This is a genomic window from Streptomyces sp. E11-3, from assembly GCF_046540415.1.
GTDB lineage: Bacteria > Actinomycetota > Actinomycetes > Streptomycetales > Streptomycetaceae > Streptomyces.
In genome coordinates, this window is record NZ_JAZGRL010000001.1 from 3113116 (window position 1) to 3131271 (window position 18156).

18 protein-coding genes are annotated in these 18156 nt (G+C 69.6%); 5 read left to right on the forward strand and 13 right to left on the reverse strand.

Annotated features, from left to right (window positions below; translation table 11 throughout):
- From U9R90_RS14140 to U9R90_RS14155, 4 genes are read right to left on the reverse strand one after another with little or no spacing between them, the layout of a single operon-like run.
- Complete coding sequence (locus U9R90_RS14140) at positions 1-1323, reverse strand: NADH-quinone oxidoreductase subunit D (protein WP_411056784.1); 1323 nt, start codon at positions 1321-1323, stop codon at positions 1-3.
- On the reverse strand, positions 1320-2078 hold the full coding sequence (locus U9R90_RS14145) for an NADH-quinone oxidoreductase subunit C (RefSeq protein WP_411056785.1): 759 nt from the start codon (positions 2076-2078) through the stop codon (positions 1320-1322). Before U9R90_RS14145 ends, U9R90_RS14140 begins: the two co-directional genes overlap by 4 nt.
- Positions 2075-2629: a NuoB/complex I 20 kDa subunit family protein gene (locus tag U9R90_RS14150; RefSeq protein ID WP_411056786.1), complete on the reverse strand. Its 555-nt coding sequence runs from the start codon at positions 2627-2629 to the stop codon at positions 2075-2077. The genes U9R90_RS14145 and U9R90_RS14150 overlap by 4 nt, the downstream gene beginning before the upstream one ends.
- 18 nt (positions 2630-2647) lie before the next feature.
- On the reverse strand, positions 2648-3007 hold the full coding sequence (locus tag U9R90_RS14155) for an NADH-quinone oxidoreductase subunit A (protein WP_411056787.1): 360 nt from the start codon (positions 3005-3007) through the stop codon (positions 2648-2650).
- 800 nt (positions 3008-3807) lie between these two features.
- On the opposite strand from U9R90_RS14155, the gene U9R90_RS14160 reads away from it, so the two are divergent.
- Positions 3808-4656, forward strand: coding sequence for a C40 family peptidase (locus U9R90_RS14160; protein ID WP_411056788.1), 849 nt, complete (start codon positions 3808-3810; stop codon positions 4654-4656).
- 92 nt (positions 4657-4748) lie between these two features.
- Here U9R90_RS14160 and U9R90_RS14165 read toward each other — a convergent pair whose 3' ends face one another.
- On the reverse strand, positions 4749-6083 hold the full coding sequence (locus U9R90_RS14165; RefSeq protein WP_411056789.1) for a geranylgeranyl reductase family protein: 1335 nt from the start codon (positions 6081-6083) through the stop codon (positions 4749-4751).
- Positions 6084-6130: 47 nt separating this feature from the next.
- Here U9R90_RS14165 and U9R90_RS14170 point away from each other — a divergent pair, with 47 nt between their 5' ends.
- Positions 6131-6643: a GNAT family N-acetyltransferase gene (locus tag U9R90_RS14170; protein ID WP_411056790.1), complete on the forward strand. Its 513-nt coding sequence runs from the start codon at positions 6131-6133 to the stop codon at positions 6641-6643.
- Between the two features lie 19 nt (positions 6644-6662).
- On the opposite strand, the gene U9R90_RS14175 is transcribed toward U9R90_RS14170, so the two are convergent.
- The 6 genes from U9R90_RS14175 to U9R90_RS14200 form a co-directional block, all read right to left on the reverse strand.
- Positions 6663-7583 carry a glutaminase gene (locus tag U9R90_RS14175; protein WP_411056791.1) on the reverse strand — a complete coding sequence of 307 codons (921 nt, stop codon included), beginning with the start codon at positions 7581-7583 and terminating at the stop codon, positions 6663-6665.
- A gap of 10 nt (positions 7584-7593) precedes the next feature.
- The gene (locus tag U9R90_RS14180) at positions 7594-8286 is read right to left on the reverse strand and encodes a demethylmenaquinone methyltransferase (protein WP_411056792.1); all 693 of its coding nucleotides are present in this window, start codon (positions 8284-8286) and stop codon (positions 7594-7596) included.
- Between the two features lie 272 nt (positions 8287-8558).
- Positions 8559-9209: an imidazolonepropionase-like domain-containing protein gene (locus tag U9R90_RS14185; RefSeq protein ID WP_411056793.1), complete on the reverse strand. Its 651-nt coding sequence runs from the start codon at positions 9207-9209 to the stop codon at positions 8559-8561.
- Between the two features lie 7 nt (positions 9210-9216).
- A complete protein-coding gene (mqnC, locus tag U9R90_RS14190; RefSeq protein WP_411057739.1) occupies positions 9217-10416 on the reverse strand; it encodes a cyclic dehypoxanthinyl futalosine synthase in 1200 nt (399 codons plus the stop codon).
- Between the two features lie 101 nt (positions 10417-10517).
- Complete coding sequence (locus U9R90_RS14195) at positions 10518-11339, reverse strand: hypothetical protein (protein WP_411056794.1); 822 nt, start codon at positions 11337-11339, stop codon at positions 10518-10520.
- A 172-nt stretch (positions 11340-11511) separates the two neighbouring features.
- Positions 11512-12363: a menaquinone biosynthetic enzyme MqnA/MqnD family protein gene (locus U9R90_RS14200; protein WP_411056795.1), complete on the reverse strand. Its 852-nt coding sequence runs from the start codon at positions 12361-12363 to the stop codon at positions 11512-11514.
- Positions 12364-12672: 309 nt separating this feature from the next.
- Between U9R90_RS14200 and U9R90_RS14205 the strand changes: the two genes are divergently transcribed.
- On the forward strand, positions 12673-12876 hold the full coding sequence (locus U9R90_RS14205) for a cold-shock protein (protein WP_100836743.1): 204 nt from the start codon (positions 12673-12675) through the stop codon (positions 12874-12876).
- 174 nt (positions 12877-13050) lie between these two features.
- Here the strand turns inward: U9R90_RS14205 and U9R90_RS14210 are convergent, their stop codons facing one another.
- Complete coding sequence (locus tag U9R90_RS14210) at positions 13051-14907, reverse strand: AMP-dependent synthetase/ligase (protein ID WP_411056796.1); 1857 nt, start codon at positions 14905-14907, stop codon at positions 13051-13053.
- 94 nt (positions 14908-15001) lie between these two features.
- Here U9R90_RS14210 and U9R90_RS14215 point away from each other — a divergent pair, with 94 nt between their 5' ends.
- Positions 15002-16060: an AraC family transcriptional regulator gene (locus tag U9R90_RS14215; protein WP_411056797.1), complete on the forward strand. Its 1059-nt coding sequence runs from the start codon at positions 15002-15004 to the stop codon at positions 16058-16060.
- Between the two features lie 85 nt (positions 16061-16145).
- On the forward strand, positions 16146-17342 hold the full coding sequence (locus U9R90_RS14220; protein WP_411056798.1) for a lipase family protein: 1197 nt from the start codon (positions 16146-16148) through the stop codon (positions 17340-17342).
- Positions 17343-17393: 51 nt separating this feature from the next.
- Here the strand turns inward: U9R90_RS14220 and U9R90_RS14225 are convergent, their stop codons facing one another.
- Entirely contained in the window at positions 17394-18029 is a 636-nt protein-coding gene (locus U9R90_RS14225) for a TetR/AcrR family transcriptional regulator (RefSeq protein WP_411056799.1), read from the reverse strand.
- Positions 18030-18156: the final 127 nt, after the last annotated feature.

Genomic DNA, 18156 nt, shown 5'->3' on the forward strand with positions numbered 1-18156 from the left:
TCACCGGTCGACGCCTCCCATCACGGGGTCGATGGACGCCACCGCGACGATGACGTCGGCCACCTGGCCGCCTTCGCACATCGCCGCCGCGGTCTGCAGATTGGTGAAGGACGGGTCACGGAAGTGGACCCGGTAGGGGCGGGTGCCGCCGTCGGAGACGACATGTACGCCGAGTTCGCCCTTGGGTGACTCCACGGCGACGTACGCCTGCCCTGGCGGGACCCGGAACCCCTCGGTCACCAGCTTGAAGTGGTGGATCAGGGCCTCCATCGAGGTACCCATGATCTTCTTGATGTGGTCGAGCGAGTTGCCGAGTCCGTCCGGGCCGAGGGCGAGCTGCGCGGGCCAGGCGATCTTCTTGTCCTCGACCATCACAGGACCCGGCTTCAGCCGGTCCAGGCACTGCTCGACGATCCGCAGCGACTGGCGCATCTCCTCCAGGCGGATCAGGAAGCGCCCGTAGGAGTCGCAGGTTTCGGCGGTCGCGACCTCGAAGTCGTAGGTCTCGTAGCCGCAGTAGGGGTCGGTCTTGCGCAGGTCGTGCGGGAGTCCGGTGGCGCGCAGGATCGGTCCTGTGGCGCCGAGCGCCATACAGCCGGTCAGGTCGAGGTAGCCGACGTCCTGCATCCGGGCCTTGAAGACGGGGTTCCCGGTGGCGAGCTTGTCGTACTCCAGGATGTTCTTGGTCATCGTCTTCACGAACTCGCGGATCAGGTCCACCGCGCCCGGCGGCAGGTCCTGGGCGAGTCCGCCGGGCCGGATGTACGCGTGGTTCATCCGCAGGCCGGTGATCAACTCGAAGATGTCGAGAATGTATTCACGATCACGGAATCCGGCGATCATGATCGTGGTGGCGCCGAGTTCCATACCGCCGGTGGCGAGGGCCACCAGGTGCGAGGCGATCCGGTTGAGCTCCATCAGCAGGACCCGGACGACGTTCGCACGCTCCGGGATCTGGTCCTCGATGCCGAGCAGCTTCTCGACCGCCAGGCAGTACGCCGTCTCGTTGAAGATCGGCGTGAGGTAGTCCATGCGCGTGACGAAGGTGGTGCCCTGCGTCCAGTTCCGGTATTCGAGGTTCTTCTCGATGCCGGTGTGCAGATAGCCGATGCCGCAGCGGGTCTCGGTGACCGTTTCGCCGTCGATCTCCAGGATGAGCCGGAGCACGCCGTGTGTGGACGGGTGCTGGGGGCCCATGTTGACGATGATGCGCTCGTCGTCGGCCTCGGCCGCGGACTGGACGACCTCGTCCCAGTCGCCACCGGTGACGGTGTAGACGGTCCCTTCGGTGGTTTCGCGAGGGTGGGCAGATGGGGTGGTCACGAGTACGACCTCCGCTGGTCCGGAGCCGGGATCTGGGCGCCCTTGTACTCGACGGGGATGCCGCCGAGCGGGTAGTCCTTGCGCTGCGGGAAGCCCTGCCAGTCGTCCGGCATCATGATCCGGGTGAGGGCGGGGTGGCCGTCGAAGACCAGGCCGAAGAAGTCGTAGGTCTCGCGCTCGTGCCAGTCGTTGGTCGGATAGACCGGGACCAGCGAGGGGACGTGCGGGTCGCTGTCCGGGGCGCTGGTCTCCAGGCGGATCAGCCGCCCGTGCGTGAGCGAGCGCAGGTGGTAGACGGCGTGCAGCTCGCGGCCCTTGTCCTCGGGGTAGTGGACACCCGAGACGCCCGTGCAGAGCTCGAAGCGCAGCGCGGGGTCGTCGCGCAGCGTCCTGGCGACCTGCAGCAGGTGCTCGCGCACGATGTGGAAGGTGAGTTCGCCGCGGTCGACGACCGTCTTCTCGATGGCGTTCTCCGGAAGCAGGTCCTGCTCTTCCAGGGCGCCTTCGAGTTCGTCCGCCACCTCGTCGAACCAGCCGCCGTAGGGACGCGTCGCCGGTCCTGGCAGCCGTACGGAGCGGACCAGGCCGCCGTAGCCGGAGGTGTCGCCGCCGTTGTTGGCGCCGAACATGCCGCGCTGGACGCGGATCTCCTCGCCGTGGTCGCCGCGCTGGCCCGGCAGGTTGTCGGTGCCGAGGTCCTTCTCCGGATTGGGCTCGCTCGCCGGGTTGGGCTTGCTGTCGTTCGCGCCGCTCACCTCAGCAGCCCCTTCATCTCGATGGTGGGGAGCGCCTTGAGGGCCGCCTCTTCCGCCTCGCGGGCCGCTTCCTCGGCGTTCACGCCGAGCTTTGAGGTCCGGATCTTCTCGTGGAGCTTGAGGATCGCGTCCAGGAGCATCTCCGGACGCGGCGGACATCCTGGTAGATAGATATCGACCGGGACGATGTGGTCGACGCCCTGGACAATCGCGTAGTTATTGAACATTCCGCCAGAAGACGCACAAACCCCCATGGAGATCACCCACTTGGGATTGGGCATCTGGTCGTAGACCTGGCGCAGCACCGGCGCCATCTTCTGGCTGACCCGCCCCGCGACGATCATCAGATCGGCCTGGCGTGGTGATCCGCGGAACACCTCCATGCCGAAGCGGGCCATGTCGTAGCGCCCCGCGCCGGTCGTCATCATCTCGATGGCGCAGCAGGCGAGGCCGAAGGTGGCGGGGAAGACGGATGACTTGCGCGCCCAGCCCGCGGCCTGTTCGACGGTGGTCAGCAGAAAACCGCTCGGCAGTTTCTCTTCGATTCCCATTGGTGGCCCCTCAGCCCCTCAGTCCCATTCCAGGCCGCCGCGCCGCCATACATACGCATAGGCGACGAAGACGGTGAGCACGAAGAGCAGCATCTCCACGAGCCCGAAAACGCCCAGCGCGTCGAAGGTGACGGCCCAGGGATAGAGGAAGACGATCTCGATGTCGAAGACGATGAAGAGCATCGCCGTCAGGTAGTACTTGATGGGGAATCGGCCGCCGCCCGCGGCCGTCGGCGTCGGCTCAATGCCGCATTCATAGGCGTCGAGCCGTGCCCGGTTATAGCGCTTTGGACCGATAAGCGTGGCCATGACCACGGAGAAGATCGCAAAGCCGGCGGCAAGGGCTCCCAGTACGAGGATGGGGACGTAGGCGTTCACCGCTCCTCGCTCCTCTCAGTCGGCATTGACTGCTTCGGCATACGGACTTCACGGGGCGGCTCCCTGCCTCACGAAGATCACGCTTATGTGAGGCAGTTCACAAGCCCAACTGACCCGCATCCTATGCCCGCCGCTCTGTGATCTGCGACACGGGGTACGACAACGCCTTTGTGATCTCCACCACCTGGCGAAGGATCATGAAGTCGGATGAGTTGTGATCTTCATACGCGAAGCACCGAAGTGATCACTAGAGGTGACGTCTACCTGTGTTACCGCAGGTCGGAGCGGTGTGGCCGATATCAAGAGGTGGCAGTTGCAAGCAAATTGGCGGCCTGGACGCTCCCTTGATAGAGGGGTCCGCTCAGGCGTCGGGGCGAGCCGGGGGCGAGTCAGGGCCGAAGGGGGCGAGCGAGAGGAGGAAGGGGCGGAAGGTGCGGATGACGGTGATCGCGTGCGCGCGTTCACGAGTGCGCGCCCACGAGTAGGTGATCCCGAAGGAGGCGCGTCGACGACCACCGGCCGGAACCCGCTCCCGCGGTGACCGTTCCGTGACCTACGCCACTCCGCTCGGCGGGGGAAAGCGGCGGGCTTGGCCAACGATGCGGATGAGTGGTAAGCCCTGGGCAAATCGGACGTAACTCGGAAAGTCCATGATCACGGGCTTGATCGGCGGTGCCCGTATTGCCCGTTACGGCGTCAATAAGCTGCGACACGCCCGGGATTCAGCCCGGCATCGCCCAACTGTGGCGCAGCACACGTTTCTTGAAGGGAACCCGCATCCCTTGATAGCCGTTGTACTCATGTCTCACACCGCTCACATACCCAGCCACCGGAAGCCCCGCCGCAGCGCCACCAAGCTGCGCGCCGGAGTTGCCGGTGGCGTCCTCAGCACCCTTGCGGTGGCCGGTGCGGCCGGATCGGCGAACGCGGCCGAGCCGGTGACCGAGACCATCGAACTGCCCGCGCTGACCGAGCTCGCGGGCGAGGTGACCGCCGCCGCGGACGCCACCCGTCAGGCCGCCGACACGTACCACCTGCAGGCCGAGCAGGACGCGGCAGCGGCCAAGGCCGCCAAGGACGCGGAGAAGGCCAAGAAGGAAGCCGAGGCCAAGGCGAAGGCCAAGGCTGAGGCGGAAGCCAAGGCGAAGGCCGAGGCCAAGAAGGAAGCCGAGGAGAAGCGCGCCGCCGAAGAGCGCGCCTCCCGCTCCGCCGAGCGCACCACGCTCAGCACCGCCAGCAGCTCCGGCTCCGGCGCCTCCGGCAGTGCGTCCGCCTCCGCCAGCGCCCCGGCCAGCGGCAACGTCGCGACCGTCATCGCCTTCCTGAAGGCCCAGGTCGGCGACGCCTACGTCATGGGCGCCACGGGCCCCAACGCCTGGGACTGCTCCAGCCTCGTCCAGGCCGCGTTCAAGCAGGTCGGTGTGGACCTGCCGCGCGTCTCGCAGGACCAGTCGACGGTCGGCACCCAGGTCGGCACGTCCAACCTCCAGGTCGGCGACATCCTGTACTGGGGCTCCGCGGGCTCCGCGTACCACACCGGTGTCTACATCGGTAACGGCCAGTACCTGGACGCCGCGAACCCCTCCAAGGGCGTCGTCATCCAGGACCTCTCGGGCTACCCGGCCACCGGCGCGGTCCGCGTCCTGTGATCGACGTCCTCTGATCGACCGCCACAGCCGACGAAGGGCCGGCGTTTCCCCCTTGGGAACGCCGGCCCTTCGTCGTGCGTGCTACAGCTCCCTCAGGACCGCGGGGCCACCTTGCTCAGGCCGTTGATGACCCGGTCCATCGCGTCGCCGCCCGTCGGGTCGGTGAGGTTGGCGAGCATCTTCAGGGTGAACTTCATCAGCATCGGGTGGGTGAGGCCGCGCTGCGTGGCGACCTTCATGACCTTCGGGTTGCCGATGAGCTTCACGAAGGCGCGGCCCAGCGTGTAGTAGCCGCCGTAGGTGTCCTTGAGGACCTTCGGGTAGCGCTGGAGCGCCAACTCGCGCTGTGCGGGCGTCTGCCGGGCGTGCGCCTGGACGATCACCTCCGCGGCGATCTGCCCGGATTCCATCGCATAGGCGATGCCCTCGCCGTTGAACGGGTTGACGAGGCCGCCCGCGTCGCCCACGAGCAGCAGTCCGCGGGTGTAGTGCGGCTGCCGGTTGAAGGCCATCGGCAGCGCGGCGCCCCGGATCGGCATCGTCATGTTCTCCGGGGTGTACCCCCAGTCCTCGGGCATCGAGGCGCACCATGCCTTCAGCACCTCACGCCAGTCCAGCTCCTTGAAGGCGGAGGACGAGTTGAGGATGCCGAGGCCGACGTTGGACGTACCGTCGCCCATACCGAAGATCCAGCCGTAGCCGGGCAGCAGCCGGTCCTGGGGGCCGCGCCGGTCCCACAGCTCCAGCCAGGACTCCAGGTAGTCGTCGTCGTGGCGCGGCGAGGTGAAGTACGTACGGACCGCGACGCCCATCGGACGGTCCTCGCGGCGGTGCAGGCCCATCGCCAGGGAGAGCCGCGTGGAGTTGCCGTCGGCGGCGACGACCAGGGGCGCGTGGAAGGTGACTTCGCGCTTCTCCTCGCCGAGCTTGGCGTGCACACCGGTGATCCGGCCGCTGCGGTCGTCGATGATCGGGGCGCCGACGTTGCAGCGCTCGTACAGCCGGGCGCCGGCCTTCTGTGCCTGGCGTGCCAGCTGCTCGTCGAAGTCGTCGCGCTTGCGGACGAGTCCGTAGTCCGGGTACGACGCCAGCTCCGGCCAGTCCAGCTGCAGCCGGACTCCGCCGCCGATGATGCGCAGGCCCTTGTTGCGCAGCCAGCCGGCCTCTTCGGAGATGTCGATGCCCATCGAGACCAGCTGCTTGGTGGCGCGCGGAGTGAGTCCGTCGCCGCAGACCTTCTCGCGCGGGAACGCGGTCTTCTCCAGGAGCAGGACGTCGAGTCCGGACTTCGCCAGGTGGTACGCGGTCGCGGAGCCGGCTGGCCCGGCCCCGACGACGATCACATCCGCACTGTGTTCGGAGAGGGGCTCGGTCACGGCGGGATCTCCCCCGGTCTTGGGAATTTGCGTGCCGAAGGCACTGGACATGTGCAGTCTATGGGGGTGCGTTGATCACGGACCTGAAGGGCTGCCCTATGACCACTACACCCCCTGCGATCAGGCTGCGCGTCCCCACCGAGGAGGACGCCTACGCCTGGCACGAGGTCTTCGCCGACCGCGAGGTCATGGAGTTCCTCGGCGGCGGGCCCGCGGAGCTGTCCGCGTACCAGGAGCTGACGGCACGGCAGCGCAAGCAGGACGCCGAGCACGGCTTCTGTCTGTGGACGGTGCTGGACGAGGACGACCGCGTCCTGGGGTTCACCGGTGCCCAGTACTGGCCGCGGGACTGGGGGCCGGTGGGCGAGATCGAGATCGGCTGGCGGCTCGCGCGCCACGCGTGGGGAGGCGGGTACGCGACGACGGCCGCGCTCGCCACGCTGGAGCGGCTGCGGGCGGTCGGGGTGGGCGAGGTCGTGGCGATGGTCGACGCGCGTAACACGCGGTCCATCGCGGTGACTCGGCGGTTGGGGATGCGGCACGCGGAGACCTTCACGGCGCCGGTGCGGCGGGCTGAGTCGTACTGCTTCCGGCTGGCGCTCGGGCGGTAGCCCAGCCCTTCCTTTTCGGTCAGAACACCGAGAGCCCCGTGAGTGTCGTGAAGCGGTCGAGCGCAGCAACCCCGGCCACCGAGTTGCCGCGCTCGTCCAGCCCCGGGCTCCACACGCACAGCGTGCCCTGGCCCGGCAGCACCGCGAGGATGCCGCCGCCGACGCCGCTCTTGCCCGGCAGCCCGACCCGGTAGGCGAAGTCGCCGGCCGCGTCGTATGTCCCGCAGGTCATCATCACCGCGTTGACCTGCTTGGCCTCGCTGCGGCTCAGCAGTCTGCTGCCGTCGGCGCGCACCCCGTGCCGGGCCAGGAAGCCCCCGGCCAGGGCGAGATCGGCGCAGCTCATCTCGATCGAGCACTGCCGGAAGTAGTGGTCGAGCAGGGTCGGCACGGGGTGCCGGATGTTCCCGTACGAGGCCATGAAGTGGGCCAGCGCCGCGTTGCGGTCGCCGTGCGCGGACTCGGACGCGGCGACCTCTATGTCGAAGCCCAGGTCCGGGTTGCCGCTCTCGGCTCGCAGGAAGTCCAGGAGGTCCTCGCTGGCGTCTCCGGTGAGGGTCTGCAGCCGGTCGGTGACCACCAGGGCGCCCGCGTTGATGAACGGATTGCGCGGAATCCCGTTCTCGTACTCCAGCTGGACCAGGGAGTTGAAGGGGTTGCCCGACGGCTCCCGGCCGACCTGCGCCCAGAGGTCCGGGCCGTCGTGGGCCAGCACCAGCGCGAGCGTGAACACCTTGGTGATCGACTGGGCGGAGAACGGCGTCCGCCACTCCCCTACGCCGTACACCGTGCCGTCGATGTCCGCGAGCGCTATGCCGAAGCGGCTCGGGTCGACGGAGGCGAGCGCGGGGATGTAGTCGGCGGATCGGCCGCGGCCGGGGGTGGCGGCGACCTCGTCGGCGATCTGTTCCAGGACGTGCTGGTAGTTCTGGTCGTCCACTGGGCGGGGCTCAGGCCTTGAAGCCCCGGTGGAGCGCGACCACGCCACCGGTCAGGTTGCGCCAGGCCACGTTCGACCAGCCTGCCTTCTGGAGCAGCGCGGCGAGGGCGGGCTGGTCGGGCCAGGCCCGGATCGACTCGGCGAGGTAGACGTACGCGTCCGGGTTCGAGGAGACGGCGCGGGCGACCGGGGGGAGCGCGCGCATCAGGTACTCGGTGTAGACCGTGCGGAACGGGGTCCAGGTGGGGTGGCTGAACTCGCAGATGACGACTCGGCCGCCGGGCTTGGTCACGCGGTACAGCTCGCGCAGCGCGGTTTCCGTCTGCTGTACGTTGCGCAGCCCGAAGGAGATGGTGACCGCGTCGAAAACGTCGTCCTTGAAGGGGAGTCGGGTCGCGTCGCCTGCGGTCAGGGGGAGGTGGGGGTGGTTCCGCTTGCCGACCCGGAGCATGCCGATCGAGAAGTCGCAGGGCACGACGTAGGCGCCGGTCTGCGCGAAGGGGAGCGATGAGGTGGCGGTGCCGGCGGCCAGGTCGAGGATCTTCTGCGCGGGGCGGGCGTCTACCGCCCTGGCGACCTGCTTGCGCCAGACTCGGTCCTGCCCTAGGGACAGCACGTCGTTGGTGAGGTCGTACTTCTCGGCCACGTCGTCGAACATCGAGGCGACTTCGTGCGGCTGCTTGTCCAGGGATGCGCGGGTCACTCGCCCATTGTGGCAGGGGGGTGTCTGGGGGGTGCGGCGGGGCNGACCGTTGGGCGGTCCGCGCGCACCCCCCGCCCCGTCCCCTCACGTCGGCATGGCGTCTACCTGTTGTAGGCAATCGTTCCGCAGGGCGGAACGGGTGGGCACAACCCCTCGCTACGGGGTACCCGTTTCACCAAGCCCGGAGGGCAGCACCCTCCCCCCGCCACGGGGGCACCATGACCACAAGCCCGAGGGCAACACCCTCACCACCCCGCACCGCGAAGGTGAGGTCAGCGCGTGCGATGGACCAGGCGGCCGGCCAGCACCGTCGCCACACAGGTCGCGGCGCCGCGTTCGAGCAGGCTCGCCTCGTCGGGGACGTCGAACGCGGCCAGGTCGGCCCGCGCGCCGACGGCCAGGGCGGCGTGCACCGAGCCCCGCAGGTCGTGGCCCTCGGCGAACGGGTCGAGCGAGGGGCCGGTCCAGAGGACGCTTGGTGCGTTGACCGGGGACACCTCGGTCAGGCCGGAGCGGGTGACCGCCTGGCGCACCGTGTCGGGGAAGGACCCGGCGATGTGCGTCGTGCCGTGTGCCAGCATGCGTTGCAGGCCGCGGCGGACGCTGCCCGACCAGCGGGTCTCGTCCAGCGCCGGGGCGAGCTTCTCCAGCGCCTCGCCGGTGATGGGCTCGGTGCCGAGCTCGTCGGCCTCGCGCGGGTCGGGGTGGTAGGCGCGGGTCAGCAGCCAACGGGCGTGCCACTGCCGGAGTCCAGGTGTGAGCACCCCGGGCCAGCGTCGGACCCGGCCGCGCGGGAAGGCCGCGGCCACGTCGGAGTACGGGCCGATGGCCGTGATCCGGTTGCCGTCGACGGCAACCGCGCCGTCGGGGACCGGTGCCGCGCCGACCGGGAGGACCAGTGGCGCGGCGTGGAGGGTGAGCAAGACGGCCTCAGTTGGTGGCGAGCAGCTTCAGCTCGGGGTGTGCCGTGCCGCCCTCGATGGCCGTGGAGGAGATGTGGGACGCCACGCGCTCGTCGACCGGGTCGTTCGCCGGGTCGTCGTGCACGGTGATGTGCTCGTACGTGGTGGTGCGCTGGGCAGGGACCCGGCCCGCACGGCGGATCAGGTCGATGATCTCCAGGCGGTTGGAGCGGTGCTTGGCGCCCGCCGACGACACGACGTTCTCCTCAAGCATGATCGAGCCCAGGTCGTCCGCGCCGTAGTGCAGCGAGAGTTGGCCGACCTCCTTGCCCGTGGTCAGCCAGGAGCCCTGGATGTGGGCGACGTTGTCGAAGAAGAGCCGGGCGATCGCGATCATCCGCAGGTACTCGAAGAGCGTCGCCTGGGTGCGGCCCTTGAGGTGGTTGTTCTCGGGCTGGTACGTGTACGGGATGAAGGCCCGGAAGCCCCCGGTCCTGTCCTGTACGTCGCGGATCATGCGCAGGTGCTCGATGCGCTCGGCGTTGGTCTCACCGGTGCCCATGAGCATGGTCGAGGTGGACTCCACGCCGAGGCCGTGCGCGAGCTCCATGATCTCCAGCCAGCGCTCGCCGGACTCCTTGAGCGGCGCGATCGCCTTGCGCGGCCGCGCCGGGAGCAGCTCGGCGCCCGCGCCGGCGAAGGAGTCGAGACCGGCGGCGTGGATGCGCTGGATGGCCTCCTCCGCCGAGACGCCGGAGATGCGGGCCATGTGCTCGATCTCGGAGGCGCCGAGCGAGTGGATGACCAGCTGCGGGAATTCCTTCTTGATCGCGGAGAAGTGCTTCTCGTAGTACTCGACGCCGAAGTCCGGGTGGTGGCCGCCCTGGAACATGACCTGGGTGCCGCCGAGTTCGACGGTCTCGGCGCAGCGGCGCAGGATGTCGTCGAGGTCGCGGGTCCAGCCCTTGGCCGTGTCCTTCGGCGGGGCGTAGAAGGCGCAGAACTTGCACGCCGTCACGCAGACGTTCGTGTAGTTGATGTTGCGCTCGATGATGTACGTGGCGATGTGCTCGGTGCCCGCGTACCGCCGCTTGCGGACCGTGTCGGCGGCCGCGCCGAGCGCGTGCAGCGGCGCGGAGCGGTAGAGCTCGAGCGCCTCTTCGGGCGTGATCCGCCCACCCTCGGCGGCGCGGTCGAGGACGGACTGGAGCTCGGCCTTCTCGGTCACCGGGATGTCCCTTTCGGCAGGGTCTGCCATGGGCGTTTCCATGGCTGGGCGGACCGATCCAGCGTACGCCAGCCCTCTGACACGGCTTGCGGGCGGGCGGGTCAGGAGGGCTTCGCGGGCTCGGCCAGACGTACCGTGCTGAGGATCTTGTCGATCGTCGCGTCGGGGACCTCGTCCGGCACGCCCTTCGCGCCGACGAAGGTCCATGAGGCGAAGTCGTTCTTGGAGTTCTTGAACGCGAAGGTGACGGCCTTGCCGTCGGTGGCGCACTTGCCCGGCTTGTCGACACCGGACGAGGCAGCGGTCACCCGGTGGCCCTTGAGGCCGGAGGCGGTGGTGAACTCCTCGGCCTCGCCGGTCTCCACCTTGTCCTTGTCGGGCTGGGTGTACTTGCCGTAGACCCAGAGGTCGGCGTTGTCGCGGGCGGCCTCCTCTGTGTTTCTGGCGCCGCGCTCGACCCTCGTGCCCACGTTCGCGAGCGCGGTCGACCCCAGGGTGCCGTCCTGATCGTCGTCGGAGGTGCACCACTCCTCCTTGAGCGTCGCCACACCGCCGAACCCCACGAGCGGAATCTCTTCCTCGTCGGCGTCATCGGCGACGTAGCTGCGCCAGTCGCCCGGCCTGATGTCCCAGTCCGGGGGTACGTCGTAGCGGACGTCGCTTCCGGGGCGCGCGACGACCTTCCAGCCGGGGATGACCGGCCCGTCCTCGTCGCCCGCGGCCCGCGGGTTCTCCGACGGGCTGGCGGACGCGCTCGCCTCGGGCTTGGCGTCCTTGGCGTCCGTACCGCCGTCGTCGCTCAGGACCAGGAACCCGGTGACACCGGCCGCCACAACCACGGCCGCCGCCGCTACCACCGCGACGACCGCGACCCCGCTCGTCCCACTGCTTCCACCCTGTGACGGGTGATCGTTTGACCCCATGGCGGTAATCGTACGGGCGCGCGCCGGGGCTCCCGCATTCCGTAGGAGTAAGCGCGCTCGGGGCCCAGCGCCGACCCGTGGAAATCGCCCAGGAAATCGTACGGATGAGGCATCGCCTCGGCCTATGTGCCTTATGGACGGGGATTTCCTCGACCCGAACTTCGCGTTTCCGCTAGCTGGTCAACAACTCCACGCGCGCGTGGGGGTCGAAGCCCGTCGTCGGGCCGACCCGCCGGGCGAACTCGGCGACCCCCGCGAGCTGCGCGGTCCCGAAGCGGAAGTCCAGCGTCGTGAAGTAGCGCTCCAGGACCTCGGCGTCGAAGGCCTCCCAGCGCGCCGCCTGCTCGGCGACCTTGCCGACCTCCTCAAGGGACACGTCGCGCGAGGCCAAAAACGCCTCGTGCACCTTGTGGACGACCTCGGGCTCGCGGGCCAGGTAGTCGCGCCGCGCCGCCCACACCGCGAACACGAAGGGCAGCCCGGTCCACTCCTTCCACATCTGCCCCAGGTCGTGGACCTGGAGCCCGAGCCGCGGCCCGTCGTGCAGATTGGCCCGCAGCGCGGCGTCCCCGATCAGCACGGCGGCCTCCGCCTCCTGCATCATCAGGCCGAGGTCGGGCGGGCACGTGTAGTAGTCGGGGGTCACCCCCACGCGCTCGGCGAGCAGCAGCTGGGCCAGTCGTACCGACGTACGGGACGTGGACCCGAGGGCCACCCGTGCCCCGTCGAGGCGGTCCAGCGGCAGCTGCGACACGATCACACAGGACATCACCGGGCCGTCGCAGCCGACGGCGATGTCCGGCATCGCGACCAGTTCGTCGGCGTGCTTGAGGAACTCCACGAGGGTGATCGGCGCGATGTCCAGATCGCCCCGCACCAGCTGCTCGCTGAGCCGCTCCGGGGTGTCCTTGGAGAGCTCCAGATCGAGCAGGGCCCCGGTCCTGGCCAGTCCCCAGTAGAGGGGCAGGCAGTTCAGAAACTGAATGTGACCGACGCGGGGCCGGCTGCGGGGAGAATTGTCCACATCGCGAGACTAGCCCTAGTCGGGTACGGCGCGACCCCGGCCCCCCATTCACCCTCTGTCAAGACACGACACACCCTCTCGTCAACGTCCGCGCACCCGCTTTCAGACATCTGGGTGACGCGATCTTGCCCCCTACCCTTCGCGGCACCCTGCGTGCTAGGCTCGCCGCAAGTTGCAGTTTGGTTTCCCTTGCAGTACAGAGCCTGCGGAGCATGTAACCGCAGGCTCTCGTCGTTTTCAGACTTTTGCAGTAGTGGTGACACTCGCGGGTTCTGGAGCAGGGCAACCCTTTGGCCCAAGGAGGGCTTTATGGCTACCGGAACCGTGAAGTGGTTCAACGCTGAAAAGGGCTTTGGCTTCATTGCCCAGGAAGGCGGCGGCCCGGATGTCTTCGTCCACTACTCCGCGATCAACGCCTCCGGCTTCCGCTCCCTTGAGGAGAACCAGGCCGTGAACTTCGACGTCACGCAGGGCCCGAAGGGTCCGCAGGCCGAGAACGTCACCCCGGTCTGATCCGGAACCCCGGTTATCTGATCCGGAACGGATAGCAGTACCCAAGGAGCCCCCCTCCCCTCGCCTCGGCGGTGGGAGGGGGGCTCCTGCCTTTTGGGCGAGGCTCAGGGCCGCGTGAGCGAGGGCTGGCTCGGGGCGGATTCGGCAAGGGCTCACGGCCGCTTGGGCAACGGCTCACGGCCGCGCGTACAGGCCCTCCACGCGGTCCGCGAACCGGGACAGCACCGCCTGGCGGCGGACCTTCATGCTCGGGGTCAGCAGGCCGTTCGCGACGCTGAAGTCCTCGTCCAGGATCTCGAAGGCCCGGATCCGGGCCGGGCGTGACACCTGCGCGTTCGCGGCGTCCACCGCCTCCTGGACCAGCTCGCGCACCCGTGGATCACGGCCCGGCGACTCCCCCAGCTCGATGCCCTCGCGGGAGGCCAGGCCCGCCAGCTCCTCCAGGTCCAGGGTGATCAGCGCGACCGGGTGGGGGCGGCGGTCGCCGACCATCACCGCGCGGGAGACCAGGCGCGACTGCTGAAGGGCGAACTCGACCTGCGACGGGGCGAGGTTCTTGCCGCCCGACGTGATGATCAGGTCCTTCTTGCGGCCCGTGATGAAGAGGAAGCCGTCCTCGTCCAGGGCCCCGATGTCACCCGTGTGCAGCCAGCCGTCGGCGTCCAGGGTCGCGGCGGTGGCCGCCGGGTTGCCGTGGTAGCCGGGGAAGACGTTCACACCGCGGGCCAGCACCTCGCCGTCATCGGCGATCCTGACCTCGCAGCCCGGCATCGGGCGGCCGACCGAGCCGTAGCGCAGGGCAGCGGGGTGGTTGAGCGCGATGACCCCGCCGGACTCGGTCATTCCGTAGCCCTCGAAGATCGCTATGCCGCAGGCGCGCAGAAAGTCCAGGGTCTGCGGAGCGATCGGCGCGGCGCCCGTCAGTGCCCACCTCAACCGCCCGCCGAAGGCCGCCCGTACCAGGCTGAACAGCTTCTCGTCGGCCGCGTCGAAGGCCTCCCGCAGCTCCCCCGTCGGCTCCTCGCCGCGCTCGCGCAGCTCGGCGGCCCTGACCCCGACCCGGATCGCCTCGTCGAACCGCTCCCGGCCGCCCTCCTGGGACTCGGCAAGACCCAGGACCACCGAGTGGACCTTCTCGAAGAGGCGGGGTACGGACGGCAGATGGGTGGGCGCGACCTCGGCCAGCTCGCCGACGATGTCCTCGATCCGGCCGCCGAAGTACGCCAGCGTGCCGCCCTGGAGCAGCGCCTTGAACTCGATCAGCTGGGCCATCACATGCGCGAGGGGGAGGTACAGGTATGTACGGTCGCCGGGGCCGCCGGGGATGAGGTTCAGGGTGCCGTCGCGCACCGACCCGAAGTTGCCGTGGGTGATCAGACAGCCCTTGGGCATTCCCGTGGTGCCCGAGGTGTAGACGATGGTGGCCAGGTCGTCGTTCGTACGGGCCTCGGCGCGGGCGAGGAGGTCGGGCAGCGGTGCCTGGTCGGGTAGGTCGAGCAGGGACAGGTCCTTCTCGCTTGCCTCGGCCGCGGGGTCCTTGCCGTCCGCCTCGGTCGCCAGGTCCTTCCCGTCCGCCAGCTCCTTCTCGTCCGCCTCGGTCATCAGCACCACGTGCCGGATGCCGGGAAGTTTCGGGCGCAGTCGCTCGACCTTCCCCGCCTGGGCCGCGTTCTCGCAGATCACCACGGACGCGCCCGAGTCGCCGAGCACCCAGGCCGCCTCCTCATCCCCGGCCGTCGGATAGACCGGCACCACCACCGCGCCCGCCGCGAACGCGCCGAAGTGGGCGTACGTCCACTCCGGCCGGGTCTCGGCGAGTATCGCCACCCGGTCGTCGGCCCGTACGCCGAGGCCGATCAGCCCGCGGCCGACGGTACGTACGGTCTCGCGGAGTTCTCCGTAGGTGACCTCGCCCCAGCCGTCCGCGGCTTTCGGGGGCTTGAAACGCAGGGCTGGATGCTCGGCGAAGCGTTCGGCCACCCATTCCACGAACACGGCCAGAGTCTTGGGCTGTTCGGTCTGCGGCTGCATGCGTACGACGCTACGGACGCCCCGCGACAGGCGGGGATGACCGGAAACGTCACCACCGCTGACCTACGCGCTCAATCCGGCTACCGTCATGGGCATGGCGAGGCGGACGGTCACCGTGCACCACGTGCGGGCCGTGCTGCGCGGCGCCCAGCGCCACGGCGTCGACACCGTCCCGCTGCTGCAGGCCGCCCAGATACCCCCGCTGCTGCTCGGCGACGACCGGGCGCGGATCACCTCGGCCCAGTTCGTCCGGCTGTTCCGGGAGCTCTACCGGGTGACCCAGGACGAGTTCCTCGGGCTTGGGTCCGCGGTCAGCAGGCCGGGGACCTTCGCGATGATGTGCCGGGCCTCGTACGGCTGCCGCGACCTGGGCTCCGCGGTCGAGCGCGCGGTCACCTTCTACGGGCTGTTCCCCAGCGGTCCCGACCTCACCCTGGAGCGGTCCGCCGACGAGGCCGTGTTCGCCGTACGCGGCGAACTCGCCGGGGACGACGACCACTTCCTCGCCGAGTGCGTGCTCACCATCTGGCACCGGCTGTGCAGTTGGCTGATCGGCCGCCGTATCCCGCTGCGCTGGGCGACGTTCGCGTATCCGCCGCCCCCACACAAGGGCGAGTACGAGGAACTCTTCGGCTGCCGGGTGCGGTTCGGAGCCCCGCGTACGGGCGCGGGGTTCGCCCCGCACTGGCTGGACGCGCCGCTGGTCAGGGACGAGGACGAGCTGGAGCGGATGCTGCGCCGTGCGCCGTTCGACCTGCTCAGCCGTCGGGAGTACGACACGACCGTGGCCGAGCAGGTGCGGCGGACGCTGGTGCGGGCGCTCGGGGACTCGCCGCGACTGCCCGCGCTGGGCGAGATCGCGGCCCGGCTCGCGGTGAGCCCGGCGACGCTGCGCCGCCGGCTCGCGGCCGAGTCCACCTCGTATCAGCAGCTGAAGGACACCGTACGGCGGGACGCGGCGATCGCGGGTCTGGCCGAGGGACGGGAGCCGATCGCGGAACTCGCGGCGCGGCTCGGGTTCTCCGAGGACACGGCCTTCCACCGGGCGTTCCGGCGGTGGACGGGGACGACTCCGGGGGCGTACCGGATCGGGCACGCGGTCGTTAGGGATTCGCGTGAGAGCTCGAGTGAGACACAGAGTCAGCAAAGCTGAGCGTCCCGGTCAGCGCGTAACTTACCCGCCGGTCACTACCTTCCAGGCAACTACCCCTGCCCCAGAGGACAGTTGGGAGAGCCGCATGCACATCCGTATGCCCAGGAGGCTGGGCTCAGTGATCGCCGCGCTGGCACTGGCGGCCGCGCTGCCCGCGGTCGGCACGTCAGCCGCTCAGGCCTCGCAGGCTGCTCAAGCCTCGCAGGCCTCCGATGGCGATCCTGGTGACGTGGTCAGCGTGGAGGACTGGGCCTTCCACCCGCTGCCCGGCCAGCCGACCAACACCAAGTCCTGGAAGATCCACTACCGCTCGACCGACGCGCTGGGCAAGCCGAACGTCGTCTCCGGCACGGTCATCGTCCCCCAGGACGGCAAGCAAGGCCCCCGCCCGCTGATCACCTACGCCGTCGGCACGGTCGGGCTCGGCGACCAGTGCGCCCCGAGCGCGGGCTTCCCCCAGGGCTCCACCCTGGAGGCCAACCTGATCCAGCAGCTCACCTGGCGCGGCTGGGCGGTGGCCGTCACCGACTACGAGGGCCTGGGCACCCCGGGCGAGCACACCTACACGGCGGGACGCTCCGCCGGCCACGCCATGCTCGACGCGGCGCGCGCCGCCCAGCGCATCCCGGCCGCCGCCGAGTCCGGCCTCACCGCCGACAGCCCGATCGGCATCATGGGCTACTCGCAGGGCGGGCAGGCCTCCAGCTGGGCCGCCGAGCTGAAGGCGTCCTACGCCCCGGAGCTCAAGGTGAAGGGCACCGCGACCGGTGGCGTCCCGGCGAAGCTGGCCTCGCTCGCCCCGGTGCACGACGGGTCGTACGGCGCCGGGCTGCTGTTCATGGCCGCGTCCGGGCAGGACGCCGCCTACCCCGACCTGAAGCTCGACTCGTATCTGAACGAGGCCGGGAAGAAGCTCATCGGCACCCTCAGGAACAACTGCGTGGCCGCCAACGCCACCCTGGGCGCCTTCAAGAAGATCTCCGACATGACCCACACCAACCCGCTGGACACGCCCGAGTGGCAGCGGCGGCTTGCCGAGTCGGACCTCGGCAAGGCGACGCCCGACCACCCGGTGTACCTGTACCACGCGGTCGCCGACGAGCTGATCCCGTACGGGCTCGGCAAGCAGCTGCGCCAGGACTGGTGCGGCCAGGGCGGCAACGTGAAGTGGCGGACGATCCTGCTCGGTGAGCATGTCTCGGCCGTGATCACGGAGTCGGCGGCCGTCCAGAACTGGCTGGCGGCCCGCTTCGCGAACAAGCCGACCAGCGGCAACTGCTAGAAGGCGGTACGGGGCGGTCGGCCCGGCGTCTTGAGGGGCGCCGGGCCCACGTCACCGGGGAGGTGACCAGGCCTCTCCCCGCATGAGGTTGCCAAGCCCGGCCCAGGCGAAGTTCATCAGTGTCGCCGCGGCGCCCTTGGCCGAGATGCCGGGCGTGATGTTCGCCCAGACGGCGAGCGACTCCGCGGCGCCCACCAGCGCTTCGGCGAGCCCAGCGACCTCGTGCTCGGGCAAAGCGGGGTTGTGGTGCGCCTCGCGGGCCGCCTCCGCGATCAGCAGCGTCACGAACGCCACGATCTCCTCGCGCATCACGGCGACCTCGCGGGCGAACGGCTCGCCGTGGGTGCGCGCCTGACTGTGCAGCACCGCCCACCCGTCGGGGTGCTCCGCGGTGTGCGTGAAGAACGCCCGCAGCCCGGCCCAGAGTTGGCGGTCGGCCGACTCGCCGGGGGTGACTCCGGTGCGTACCGCCTCCACGAGCGCGGCCGCCTCCCGGCGGATACACGCGGTGAAGAGCTCTTCCTTGGAGTTCAGATAGAGATAGACCAGCGGCTTGGACACCCCCGCCAGTTCGGCGATCTCGTCCATCGACGCCGCGCGGTACCCGCGCTGCCCGAAGGTGCGGACCGCCGCGTCCATCATCTGCTGCTCGCGCACCGCGCGCGGCATGCGTTTCTGCCTGGTCATCGCCTTGCCCACCCCGGCCCCCTCCTTGCACAGGCTGTACGGGGCAAGCCTACGGTTCGCGACGGACGCGCGGCGGCAGCTATCGAGCCAGGGATGGGGGCGAGGACGGGAGGCCGGGATGGGGGGC

Coding starts and splice junctions, on each gene's coding strand:
- U9R90_RS14195 (WP_411056794.1), bottom strand. CDS start 11,339: ATGGGGTCAAACGATCACCCGTCACAGGGTGGAAGCAGTGGGACGAGC.
- U9R90_RS14220 (WP_411056798.1), top strand. CDS start 16,146: ATGCACATCCGTATGCCCAGGAGGCTGGGCTCAGTGATCGCCGCGCTG.
- U9R90_RS14205 (WP_100836743.1), top strand. CDS start 12,673: ATGGCTACCGGAACCGTGAAGTGGTTCAACGCTGAAAAGGGCTTTGGC.
- U9R90_RS14165 (WP_411056789.1), bottom strand. CDS start 6,083: ATGTCCAGTGCCTTCGGCACGCAAATTCCCAAGACCGGGGGAGATCCC.
- U9R90_RS14160 (WP_411056788.1), top strand. CDS start 3,808: ATGTCTCACACCGCTCACATACCCAGCCACCGGAAGCCCCGCCGCAGC.
- U9R90_RS14215 (WP_411056797.1), top strand. CDS start 15,002: ATGGCGAGGCGGACGGTCACCGTGCACCACGTGCGGGCCGTGCTGCGC.
- U9R90_RS14210 (WP_411056796.1), bottom strand. CDS start 14,907: ATGCAGCCGCAGACCGAACAGCCCAAGACTCTGGCCGTGTTCGTGGAA.
- U9R90_RS14225 (WP_411056799.1), bottom strand. CDS start 18,029: ATGACCAGGCAGAAACGCATGCCGCGCGCGGTGCGCGAGCAGCAGATG.
- U9R90_RS14170 (WP_411056790.1), top strand. CDS start 6,131: ATGACCACTACACCCCCTGCGATCAGGCTGCGCGTCCCCACCGAGGAG.
- U9R90_RS14150 (WP_411056786.1), bottom strand. CDS start 2,629: ATGGGAATCGAAGAGAAACTGCCGAGCGGTTTTCTGCTGACCACCGTC.